This is a genomic window from Streptomyces sp. CO7 (genome assembly GCF_053474865.1).
This window is the reverse complement of sequence record NZ_JBRIOU010000006.1, coordinates 406,655-418,191: the sequence shown is the minus strand read 5'-3', so window position 1 is coordinate 418,191 and position 11,537 is coordinate 406,655. Positions and strand designations below refer to the sequence as shown.

Here is an 11,537-nt window from a genome sequence, read left to right as displayed (position 1 = left end):
GGGCCGCGGACCGCCGGGGAACTCCGGCCGTACCGCGTGCCGCAGGCCGCCCGCGGAGGCGGGCTCCTGCGGGACCTCCTCCTGCAGGTGGGCGTCCGGGACGAGGAGGTCGGCGCGCATCCCTCCGGCGGCGGACGGCGAGAGGCCCGCCCGCAGTCCGTACTCGGCCATCAGCCGTCCCACCACCAGGAATCCGAGCCGTCCGGGCTCCGCCAGGTCCGTCACCCAGGCGCCGCCGGCGGAGAGCGAACGTTCCGCCTCCTCGAGCTGCAGCGGTGCCATGCCGAGTCCCTGGTCCTCCACCGAGAACCGGATCCCGTTGGGCACCCGCTGCACGTGGACGGCGACCGTTCCTCCGGAGTAGGCCGTCGCGTTGGCCAGCAGCTCGGTCAGGGCGACGATGGCCGGCTCCACGATCAGGCCGTCGACGACGATCTCGCCGGTGTCCACGTGGTAGGCGTAGTCGACGGCGCTGCTGTGCCGGATGCGGCCGCGGGCGCTCTCCACGATCTCCGCCACCGTGCAGCTCGCCCGCTGCACGCCGGGCCACGAGTCGGTGAGGATCCGCAGCCGCTGCACGCTGTGGACGCCCATGGTGACGCTGTGGTCGACCTTGGTGAGGATGGAGCGCACGTCCTTCGCCCCGGCGTACACGCCGCCGCCGGTGAGCTCCAGGTCGTCGAGACCGTCGTCGATGTCGGCCTGGGCGTGGGTCAGGGCCGCCTGGACCTCCTCCGCGATGCCCCGCAGGGCCCCGCGCGCGGACTCCTCCACGCCGCGCCGGACGACGTCGCCCGCGCCGCGGACCAGCCCCTCGGCGGCCGTGAGGTAGCCGGCCACCTCGGTGCCCTCGAACACGGCAGGGTGTGCGAGTCCGGCCGTGGCCGGCACCCGCACACCCTCCAGTTCCTGCACCACCTGGGGGAGTCGCCGCTCCACCAGGCACTCCAGCTCGCTGATCACCTGCTGGGCGTACTGCCAGTGCCGGCCCTGTTCCTGTCGGGCGAGCTCGGCGGCCTCGGCCTTCTCGCGGGCGGCCGCCAAGGCCTCGTCCAGTTCCCGTGCGGCGCGGCGCCTGCCCGGCAGACACGCCGACCACACCACGATCGCCGAGCCGAGCGCGGACGACGCTCCGATGACCAAGTCCGTGTAATCGAGCACGCGTTATCGCCAATCGACCAGGAGTTTTTGTCGTCGCCCGCGGGGACGCAATGCCGGGCCTCGCCGGCGATCACTTCTCCGGAGCGTGTGCGGCAGTCCCGGACCTTTTCGATCTTTCGCCCGGGAGGAACTGATCGGACCTCCGCCCGCTTTCACGGCCGGCCGGACCCGGGATCAGCCCTGAGGATGGAAGGCGAGCACCCGGCAACCCGACGAGGACGCCGGGAAATGCACCGAACCAGGATGCCCGATAATCACCGTGCCCGGGCCGTGAACGGCGTCACCGTCACTGAACTCGCCCTCCAGGACGTGCAGGATCTCCAGCTCGGCGTGCTCGTCCCTGCCGAACGCCGCACCCGGGGCGAAGGTCAGTTCCATGAAGACCGACGGGTCCTCCGCCGTGCCTTCCTTGAGGATCTTCGCGGTGATGCCCTCCTTCACTTCCTTCGGTGGGACATCGGTGATCGAGAGAAATCGGAACCCTTCGAGCATGTGTCGTTTCCTTCGGATCCACGGCCGCAGGGGAGCACTGCGCGGAAGCAGCCCGGGCCTCAAGTGGCGGGATCAGGAGACTATGCCAGCAGCATGAGTCGAAGGCAGGGGCCTGGTGCACAATTTTCGGCCGAATCAGGGATCCCGTGCACCGCGGGAGAGGTGTTCCGGAAAAGCGTTGGGCAATGGTTGGACGCTGAGTTGCGAATCATGAAAAGGGAATCAACAGGCGGGAAGGTGAACGCTTTTCGGGGTTCACGAGGGCCCGGCCGGCTCCCGTGATCACCCCGCGGTCACCGCCTTGACCGGTCGTCCGGCCGCGACCTACAGTTCAGGCGGCAGTTCGCAGATGAAGATGGCGTTCACATATGTAGACATCAGGAGCCCCGAGGTGCCGATGTTCGACGGCGTACTGTTCTTCCCGGTGACCCCCTTCGCGCGGACCGGGCACATCGACAAGGCGGCGCTCGCCGAACACCTCGGGCGCGGACTCGACGCCCGGCCCGGAGGCGTCTTCGCCGCCTGCGGCACGGGGGAGTTCCACGCCCTGGACCCGGAGGAGTACGGCGAGGTCGTCCGCACCGCGGTGGAGACCACGGCCGGCCGCGTCCCCGTCTTCGCCGGCACCGGCGGCCCGCTGCCGCTGGCCCGCCGCTTCTCCCGTGTCGCCCAGGACGCCGGGGCCGACGGCCTGCTGCTGCTCCCGCCCTACCTGGTCGAGTCCCCGCCCGCGGGCCTGGTCGCCTACACGCGGCAGGTGGCCGCCGCGAGCAATCTGCCGCTGATCGTCTACAACCGGTCCAACGCGCGCTTCACCCCCGAGGCGGCGGCCGAGGTGGCGCGGCTGGAGAAGGTCGTCGGCTTCAAGGACGGCGTCGGCGACCTCGACCGGCTCTCCCGCACCGTGCTGGCGGTCCGCTCCGCCCTGGCCGGGCGCGACAAGCCGTTCCAGTTCTTCAACGGCATGCCCACGGCCGAGGTGACCGTCCCGGCCTACCGCGGCATCGGCGTCGAGCTCTACTCCTCGGCCGTGTTCTGCTTCGCGCCGGAGATCTCGCACGCGTTCCACCGCGCTGTCACCACCGGCGACGACGGCACCCGCGACCTCCTGCTGCGCGACTTCTTCCACCCGCTGGTGACGCTGCGCGACCGGGTGCCCGGCTACGCCGTCTCCCTGATCAAGGCCGCCATGGCGCTGCGCGGCCAGGGTGTCGGCGGCGTCCGGCCGCCGCTGACCGATCCGGCGCCCCAGCACCTCGAGCGCCTGCGCCGTATCGTCGACACCGGGCTGGAGATCGCCGCGCGCTCCGGGAAGGAGGCCGTCCGGTGAGCGACGCGATACGGATCACCTCCGTCACCGTCACCCCCGTCGCCTTCCGCGACCCGCCGCTGCTCAACGCCGTCGGCGTCCACGAGCCGTACGCCCTGCGGGCCGTCCTGGAGGTCCACACCGACCAGGGGCTCACCGGTCTCGGCGAGACCTACGCCGACACCGGCCACCTGCGCCGCCTGCACACCGCGGCCGAGGCGCTCACCGGCCTGGACATCCACCACCTCGGCGCCGTCAGGGCCGCCGTCGCACGGGCGCTCGACGGCGACACCGGCAGCGACGGGCACGGGCTCACCGGGATGATCACCACCAGCAGCACCGTCGACCGGGTCTTCTCGCCCTTCGAGGTCGCCTGCCTCGACGTCCAGGGCCGGGCCGCCGGACGTCCGGTCAGTGACCTGCTGGGCGGCGCGGTCCGCGAGCGGGTCCCCTTCAGCGCCTACCTCTTCTACAAGTGGGCCGCGCACCCGGGCGCCGCGCCCGACGCGTGGGGCGAGGCGCTGGACGCGGACGGCATCGTCGCCCAGGCCCGCCGCATGGTCGACGACCACGGCTTCACGGCGCTCAAGCTCAAGGGGGGAGTACTGACGCCGGACGAGGAGATCGACACCGTCCACGCCCTGCGCGAGGCGTTCCCCGCCCTGCCGCTGCGCATCGACCCCAACGCCGCCTGGACCGTGCAGACCTCCCTGCGGGTGGCCCGGGAGCTCGACGGCGTCCTCGAGTACCTGGAGGACCCCACCCCGGGCCAGGAGGGCATGGCGGCGGTGGCGCGTCAGGCGTCGATGCCGCTGGCCACCAACATGTGCGTGGTCTCCTTCGAGGAGGTGGCCCCCGCCGTCGCCCGCGACGCCGTGCAGGTCGTGCTCTCCGACCACCACTACTGGGGCGGCCTGCGGCGCTCGGGCGTGCTCGCCGGGATCTGCGACACCTTCGGCCTGGGCCTGTCCATGCACTCCAACTCCCACCTCGGCATCAGCCTCGCCGCCATGACCCACCTGGCCGCCGCCACGCCGAACCTCACCTACGCCTGCGACACCCACTGGCCGTGGAAGGACGAGGACGTGATCGTCCCCGGCGCGCTGGCGTTCGAGGACGGGGCGGTGGCGGTGCCCACCGGCCCGGGACTCGGGGTCGAGCTCGACCGGGACGAACTGGCCCGGCTGCACGAGCAGTACCTCGCCTGCGGCCTCCGCGACCGGGACGACACCGGCTACATGCGGAGCATCGACCCCGCCTACGAGAAGAAGGTGCCGCGCTGGTGAACCGGACGGCCGGCGCCCGGCCCCACGGGAGCTGACGCCCGCGGCGTCGCGTCGGGGCTCAGCGGATCCCCTCGCGCCGCAGCGTGCCCGCCAGCTCGGACCGGTGGTGCAGCAGTGCCTCGCAGACCCGGGCGATCTCCTGGTCCGAGGCGTGGTCCAGCGGGATGGAGCAGCTGATCGCGTCCGTCGCGGGGATGCGGTACGGCACCGCGGCGGCCACGCAGCACAGCCCCGGCGTGTTCTGCCCGTTCTCCAGCGACCAGCCGCGCGCCCGCACGCCGTCCAGCTCGGCGGCCAGTTCCGGGCGCCGGGTCACGGTGTGCGGCGTCAGCGCCTCCAGCGGCTCGGGGAGCAGCGCGTCCACCTCCCGCGCCGTCAGCTCCGCCATCAGCGCCTTGCCCAACGCCGTCGCATGTGCCGGGAGTTGGCGTCCCACCCGGGAGGTCAGGCGCCGCGAGTCGATGGCCTCACGGGTCGCCAGGTAGATCACCCGGGCCTCGTCCAGGCGCGCGTAGTGCGTGGTGTACCCGACGTCCGCCCGAAGACGCTCGATCTGCCGCACCGCGTGGGGCAGCGCCGGATCGCGGTCCAGATAGGCCGTCCCGCACAACAGGGCCCGGGGGCCTATCCCGTAGGCCGCGGACTCCCCGCCGTCCTGCGACTCGATCCACTTCATCCCGGCCAGCGTGCGCAGCAGCGCGTACAGGCTGGAGCGCGGATACCCCGTCAGCTCCTGCAGTCTGCCCAGTGTGAGCCGCTCGGGGGAGGAGGCCAGCGCCTCCATGATCCGGACCGTCCGCTCCGCCGACTTCACCGGTCCGCGCCCGGACTCTTCCTCCCGTGCCAACGAAACCCTCCGAAACATCGACGCATCGATTGACCGCCCCTGTGCACGGCAATAGCCTGCACGCGAATTCAAGGCATGAATGAAGACTCAGTCTACATACGTGAATTCGTGCGGGCTGCACTCGCCCGTCCGTTCCTCCCGCTCGTCGCCGAATCCCCCCACCGCTCGCGATCGCGCGGATCGCCGCGTTCGCTCCGACATCGAGGAGTTCGTATGGCTTGGCCGGACTGGGTGGCCCTGGCGGGCTACTTCCTGGTGATGCTGCTCATCGGATTCTGGTCGCACCGGCGCATCACCACCGTCAGTGACTTCTTCACCAGCGGCGGGCGCATGCCGTGGTGGCTGTCCGGCATCTCGCACCACATGTCGGGCTACAGCGCGGCGGTGTTCGTCGCCTACGCCGCCGTCGCCTACAGCTACGGCATCACCATCTACATATGGGCGTTCGTACCGCTGGCGCTCTCCACCGCCGTCGGCGCCTTCGTCTTCGCCCCCCGCTGGAACCGGCTGCGCATCAAGTACGACGTGGCCTCGCCGCTGGAGTACCTCGCCCGGCGGTACAACGTGCCCACCCAGCAGGCGCTCGCCTGGAGCGGCACCCTGCTCAAGGTGTTCGACGTGGCCGCCAAGTGGGCCTCCGCGGCGATCCTGCTGAACGTCTTCACCGGCCTCAGCCTCCCCGTCGGCATCCTGGTCACCGGCCTGGTCACGCTCGTCTACTGCACCGTCGGCGGCCTCTGGGCGGACGCCCTCACCGACTTCGGCCAGTTCGTCATCCAGGGCATCGCCGCCCTCACCATGCTGTGGGTCGTCATCGACCAGATCGGCGGCCTCGGTCAACTGGGCACCTCCCTGGGCAAGTTGCCCGACGGACACACCGAGCCGCTGGTCGGCCCGTACACGGCCGGCTTCCTCACCGCCTACGTCGTCATCAAGCTCTTCGAGTACAACGGCGGCATGTGGAACCTGGCCCAGCGCTACATGGCCACCGACTCCCCGCCCGCCGCGAAGCGTTCGGCGCTGCTCTCCGCGTCGCTCTACCTGATATGGCCGGCCATCATCCTCTTCCCGTCCGTGCTCGGCCCCGTGATCATGCCGAACCTCGAGAAGCCCGAGCAGGTCTACGCGCTGATGGCGCAGGACCTGCTGCCCGCCGGCCTCGTCGGCCTGACGGTCGCCGGCATGTTCTCCCACACCATGGCCATGGCCTCCTCCGACGCCAACGCCATCTCCTCCGTCGTGGTCCGCGACATCCTGCCCGCCGTCAGCAGGCGCGCCCGCGCCTTCGACCCACGGGCGGGCCTGCTCGCCGGGCGTGTCTGCACGGTCGTCTTCATCGGTGCGAGCATGGTCGTCGCCCTGCAGGCCGAGGCGCTGGGCGGTCCGCTCGGCATCATCGTCGCCCTGGTCGCCGCCGTGATGGGCCCCATCTCCATCCCGATGCTCCTCGGGCTCCTCCCGGCCTTCCGCCGCTGCGGGCCCAAGGCGGCCCTGATCTCCTGGGGCTGCGGCCTCGCCGGGTACCTCCTGGTGAAGTACGTCATCGAGAGCCAGAACCAGACCGCCACGGTCGCCACCCCGCTCCTGACCTCCCTGGTCCTCTTCGTCGGCATCGGCCTGCTGTTCCCCGAGCCCAGCGCCGACGCCGACGAGATCACCCGGGCGGTCGGCCCCGGCGGCGACGACGATCCCGGCGCCGACCCCACCCACGCACCCCTCGTCGGCACCACCGGCTGAGACCAGCACGAACACCATGCCGTCGGCCCCTGCCCGCTCCCCCGGGCAGGGGCCGATGCGGTGTGCCGCCCCGCACGGCGCGCGGTGGGGGAGGCAAGGGCGGAGGCGTGCGGCGTGCGGTGGGGAGGCCGGGTCAGGCCCACACGGCCGAGAAGTCGATCTCCCGTGCCCACTCCGGGTGGTCCGTCAGCGGATTGCGGTTGCCCTGTATCTCGGCGACGGCCGCGTTGCGGTGGCGTTCGTACTCGTCCACCGGCTCACGCTCGTGCCAGGCCAGCAGGACGGGCAGCCGGCTCCGGGGGAACTCCCCGCTCTCGCCCACCAGGCCCGGATAGCGCAGCAGGAAGTACAGCGTCGCCCGGGCGACGGCCCCCTTCCCGTGCACCGGTTCGAAGCCGCCCGCCTCGCGCAGGCCGCAGTCCTCCCGCACGACCTCCTCGAAGTCCGGGAAGTCCTGGTAGGGGATGTTGCCCCGGAAGCTGTTGCACCCGGCCTCGCAGGCGAACAGGTGGTGCAGATCGCCCCGCATCGGCTCACGCTTGGCGAACCAGGACTGGGGCACCACGTGCTCGCAGTTGAACGGCGACGCCGCCTCCAGCGCGTCCAGTTCCGAGGCGAGCTCGCCCGGGCCGGCCGTGCTCTCGCGGAGCAGGAAGTCCTGCATGCCGGTGAGCCGGACCGCCTCGGCGGCGACGTCGGCGCGGATGAACTCCTCGGCGTCGAAGGTCTTGCCCGAGTAGACGCTCCGCAGCCGGCGGTCGGGACGCAGATCGACCCACGGATAGACCATCCGCGCCGGCTGATAGGCCGGGCGCCGCTCGTGCGTGTCCTCCAGCAGGGCGGTCAGCGCCCGGCGCAGCGCGCCGCCGTCGGCCGTCGCCCCCAACTGGGCGTAGTAGGCCTCGCGGGCCCGGCGGTCGCCGTCCGCGTCGTAGTAGACCCGCTCGTCCCCCAGCCGCAGATTGACCAGGGCGGCGGCCAGATCACGCTCCGCCGACTCCCGGACGGCCGTCACCGCCCGCGCCGCTGCGGACGCGGCGGGTGACGGCGGGGCGGCGCCGGTCGCCGGGTCGGCCCCCGCGTCGCCTGCCACGCCGCCCGTGGCGTCGCTCGCCGGGGGCCGGAACAGCTCGTCCCGCAGCCGTGCGGCCGTGCCGGTCAGGGGCAGCGCGCCCAGCGCCCGCAGGACGCTGCTGACGCGCACCCCCTCGTTGGCCTTCCACGCCACCCGGTGCTCTCCGTCCTCCGGACGCCAGACGCCGCCGTCGACGGTGAGCGGACGGCCCTCCTCGTCGGTCTCCGGCACGGCGCTGTGGTGCAGCGCGACGACCTCCCACTGGTCGTTGAAGACCGGAGAACCCGAGGAGCCGGGCGCGCTGTCGGTGGTGTACTGGACGAAGCCGTCCAGCAGGTCGACCACCGTGTTCTCGCGCAGCGCGAGCTGCTTGGGCTCACCGTTGGGGTGCTGCACGATGTTGACGGTCTCGCCCACGAGCACCTTGCCCTGCGCGGCGTCCAGCGGCAGCCAGCGGTAGTCCGCCAGTCTCCCGGCCTGTCCGCCCCGTGTGTCCGGGGCCTCCCGCCGGTCCTGCTCCGCGACCGCGACGACCGTGAAGTCGAGGTCCCGGTCGGTGGCGAAGAACCGCCGCGGGTCGAGCGCGAAGACCACGGACGTGAGCGGGCGGCCGTCCGGGCCGTCCTCGAAGTCGAACTCGACCACGCCGCGCTCCGCCTCCGCCACGTCGCGCAGCACATGGTTGTTGGTCAACAACAGCGACGGCGAGACCATGAACCCGGTGCCGTGCAGGCCGCCTCCGGGCCCTCGCACCGTCACCCTGCCGACCGGCCGGGCCGCGATCCGGCCCGCCTCCAGGAAGGCGACCCCGATCAGGTCGTTGCGCCCCATGACCCGCTCCAGGCCCAGCAGGTCGGGTCCGAACGGCACGGCCGCCACCGAGGGCGCGCTGTTCGCCGTCGCCCGGGGACCGGTCTTTGCCCGCTCGACCGAACGGGCCAGGGACCAGTCGGCGTTCAGACGGGCCAGCCGCTCGGTGACCCTTTCGGGATCGTTGGCCTGCAGCACGCCGCGACGGTCGACGGCCCGCAGGCGCTCCTCGCGCCGCACCGTGCGGGAGTCGAACCGCCGCGCGGCCCGCCTCAGCTGCTCCGGATAGTCCGTCCCGGCCCGGGACACGTGCTCCGCGATGGTCATGACCGTTACCTCGCCTTGTCGTCCCCTCTTTCATTGTGCGCGCGGCGGACCGGGATCTTCCTGCCCGCACGGCGTGGTGCGCGGTTCAACTGTCGCCCGTTCAAGCACCACCGGACCGGCGCGTGGGAGCGGTGGCGTGGGGGGCGTGGGTGCAGGGGGACGGTCTCAGCGGAAGGCGGCCTCGCCGGTGAGGGCCTTGCCGATGACCAGGCTGTGGACCTCGCTGGTGCCCTCGTAGGTCAGCACCGACTCCAGGTTGTTGGCGTGCCGGAGCACCGGGTACTCCAGGGTGACGCCGTTGGCGCCGAGGATCGTGCGGCACTCCCGCGCGATGGCGATGGCCTCGCGGACGTTGTTCAGCTTGCCGACGCTGACCTGCTCGGGGGTGAGGCGTCCCTCCTCCTTGAGGCGGCCGAGCCGCAGCGCGAGCAGCATGCCCTTGTCGAGCTCCAGCGCCATGTCGGCGAGCTTCTGCTGGGTGAGCTGGTAGGAGGCGAGGGACCGGCCGAAGACGGTGCGGTCGGCGGCGTAGGAGAGCGCGGCCTCCAGACAGTCGCGGGCCGCGCCGATCGCGCCGAAGACGATGCCGAAGCGGGCCTCGTTGAGACAGCCCAGCGGGCCGGACAGGCCGCGGGCGCCGGGCAGCATCGCGTCGGCGGGCAACCGGACGCCGTCGAGGACCAGTTCACCGGTGACACTGGCGCGCAGCGAGAGCTTGCGCCGGATCTCGGGCGCGGAGAGACCGGGCGTGCCGGCCGGGACGACGAAGCCGCGCACCCCCTCGTCGGTGCGGGCCCACACCACGGCGACGTCGGCCACCGAGGCGTTGGTGATCCACATCTTGGCGCCGTCGAGGATCCAGTCGGAACCGTCCCGCCGTGCCCGGGTGCGCATGGCACCGGGGTCGGAGCCCGCGTCCGGCTCGGTGAGGCCGAAGCAGCCGATCTTCTCGCCGGCCGCCATCCCGGGCAGCCACTGCCGCCGCTGCTCCTCGGAGCCGTACGCGTGGATGGCGTACATCGCCAGCGAGCCCTGCACCGACACCAGACTCCGCAGCCCCGAGTCGACGGCCTCCAGCTCGAGACAGGCCAGGCCGTAGGAGACCGCGCCGGCCCCGGCGCAGCCGTAGCCCTCCAGATGCATGCCGAGCACGCCGAGCTTGCCGAGGAGCCGGGCAAGCTCACGGGCGGGGATCTCACCCTCCTCGAACCAGTCGGCGACGTGCGGACGCAACTCCCGCACACCCAGCGCCCGTACGGTCCGCTGGATCTCGCGCTCCTCGTCGCTCAACAGGCTGTCGACGGCGACGAGGTCGAAGGGGTGGACGGGCGAACTGGTCATTCCTGGCCTCCGTGGGACACGCGCGGCGGGCGGGGTGCGGGCCTCAGTTAACCTTGGATCGGATTTTGGATCCAGTGTGGGTCCGGCCACGAGGAAGAGGTGCCCGTGACGAACGGCGCTGCGCAGCGCAGGAGGCCCCCGACCGCCCAGCAGTACGTGCTGGCGGAACTGCGGAGCGCCATCACCGGCGGTGAGCTGCGGCCCGGCGCGCCGATCCGGCAGGACGCCCTGGCCGCCCGGCTGGAGGTCAGCCGGGTCCCGCTGCGGGAGGCGCTGAAGATCCTGGAGGGCGAGGGGCTCGTCGAACACAAGGTGCACCGGGGCTACTTCGTGACCGAGCTGTCCCTCGACGACCTGCGGGAGGTGTACCGGATCCGCGAACTGCTGGAGGCGGAGGCCGTCCGGCGGGCGGCGGCCGGGACGGACGCCGGCCTGCTCGCGACACTGGAGCGGGCCCAGGCCGAGGTGGAGCGGGCCGGCGGGACCGGTGACGTCACCGCGATGGCGGCCGCCAACCGCCGCTTCCACTTCGCCCTCTTCGAGGCGTCCGGCATGCCCCGCCTGGTCCGGCTGATCGGCACGCTGTGGGACTCCACCGACGCCTACCGCTCCCTGTACTACGCGGAACCCCCCAACCGGGAACGCGTCGTGCACGAACACCGCACCGTCCTCGACGCCCTGCGCGCGGGCGACAGCGACGAGGCCCTCCGCCTGCTCGACCTGCACCGCGCCCATGCCGTCGCGCGGCTGGAGCGCGTCCTCGGGACCGGCCGATCGGCGCGGTAAATCCCCATGACAGCAGGTCGGTCGACCACGTAGGGTCCGCCCGCATGGATCCTGCCGACTTCTACACGGGCATCGTCGCCGACATCTACGGTCCGCTGAAATCCTCCTCCCACGACCCGCGGACCTACGCCGCCTTCGTCGAGGAAGCCGGCCTCCCCGCGCTGGAACTGGGGTGCGGCGACGGCGACCCGCTGCTCGAACTGCGCCGCCGCGGCCTGGACGTCGAGGGCGTCGACTCCTCCGCCGACATGCTGGAACGCCTCCGGCGCGGGGCGGACGAGCAAGGGCTCGCCGTGACCGTCCACCACCAGCGGATGGAGGAGCTGGACCTGCCCCGCCGCTACCGGTCCGTCTTCCTCGTCGGGC

General features: G+C 72.1%; 9 protein-coding genes and 1 pseudogene. 5 read left to right on the top strand and 5 right to left on the bottom strand.

What is annotated here, in order from left to right; translation table 11 throughout:
- A partial coding sequence (locus ACOV8S_RS23430) for an ATP-binding protein (RefSeq protein WP_448320028.1) occupies positions 1 to 1,161 on the bottom strand: 1,161 nt, incomplete at its 3' end.
- A 174-nt stretch (positions 1,162 to 1,335) separates the two neighbouring features.
- Positions 1,336 to 1,653, bottom strand: a complete 318-nt coding sequence (locus ACOV8S_RS23425) for a cupin domain-containing protein (protein ID WP_108955895.1) — start codon at positions 1,651 to 1,653, stop codon at positions 1,336 to 1,338.
- 349 nt (positions 1,654 to 2,002) lie between these two features.
- Here ACOV8S_RS23425 and ACOV8S_RS23420 point away from each other — a divergent pair, with 349 nt between their 5' ends.
- Together ACOV8S_RS23420 and ACOV8S_RS23415 are read left to right on the top strand one after the other, a co-directional pair.
- Positions 2,003 to 2,983: a 5-dehydro-4-deoxyglucarate dehydratase gene (locus ACOV8S_RS23420; RefSeq protein WP_448320027.1), complete on the top strand. Its 981-nt coding sequence runs from the start codon at positions 2,003 to 2,005 to the stop codon at positions 2,981 to 2,983.
- Positions 2,980 to 4,248: a glucarate dehydratase family protein gene (locus tag ACOV8S_RS23415; protein WP_448320026.1), complete on the top strand. Its 1,269-nt coding sequence runs from the start codon at positions 2,980 to 2,982 to the stop codon at positions 4,246 to 4,248. The genes ACOV8S_RS23420 and ACOV8S_RS23415 overlap by 4 nt, the downstream gene beginning before the upstream one ends.
- A gap of 58 nt (positions 4,249 to 4,306) precedes the next feature.
- Here the strand turns inward: ACOV8S_RS23415 and ACOV8S_RS23410 are convergent, their stop codons facing one another.
- Positions 4,307 to 5,095 (bottom strand): IclR family transcriptional regulator, encoded by a 789-nt coding sequence (locus tag ACOV8S_RS23410; protein WP_448320025.1) that lies wholly within the window; start codon positions 5,093 to 5,095, stop codon positions 4,307 to 4,309.
- Positions 5,096 to 5,308: 213 nt separating this feature from the next.
- Here ACOV8S_RS23410 and ACOV8S_RS23405 point away from each other — a divergent pair, with 213 nt between their 5' ends.
- A complete protein-coding gene (locus tag ACOV8S_RS23405) occupies positions 5,309 to 6,832 on the top strand; it encodes a sodium:solute symporter family protein (RefSeq protein WP_448320024.1) in 1,524 nt (507 codons plus the stop codon).
- A 133-nt stretch (positions 6,833 to 6,965) separates the two neighbouring features.
- On the opposite strand, the gene ACOV8S_RS23400 is transcribed toward ACOV8S_RS23405, so the two are convergent.
- A complete protein-coding gene (locus ACOV8S_RS23400; protein WP_448320022.1) occupies positions 6,966 to 9,044 on the bottom strand; it encodes an endonuclease in 2,079 nt (692 codons plus the stop codon).
- A 165-nt stretch (positions 9,045 to 9,209) separates the two neighbouring features.
- Positions 9,210 to 10,385 carry an acyl-CoA dehydrogenase family protein gene (locus ACOV8S_RS23395; RefSeq protein WP_448320021.1) on the bottom strand — a complete coding sequence of 392 codons (1,176 nt, stop codon included), beginning with the start codon at positions 10,383 to 10,385 and terminating at the stop codon, positions 9,210 to 9,212.
- Positions 10,386 to 10,490: 105 nt separating this feature from the next.
- Here ACOV8S_RS23395 and ACOV8S_RS23390 point away from each other — a divergent pair, with 105 nt between their 5' ends.
- Entirely contained in the window at positions 10,491 to 11,171 is a 681-nt protein-coding gene (locus ACOV8S_RS23390) for a GntR family transcriptional regulator (protein ID WP_448320020.1), read from the top strand.
- Between the two features lie 44 nt (positions 11,172 to 11,215).
- Positions 11,216 to 11,537 (top strand): annotated as a pseudogene (locus ACOV8S_RS23385) (class I SAM-dependent methyltransferase); the annotation flags it as partial.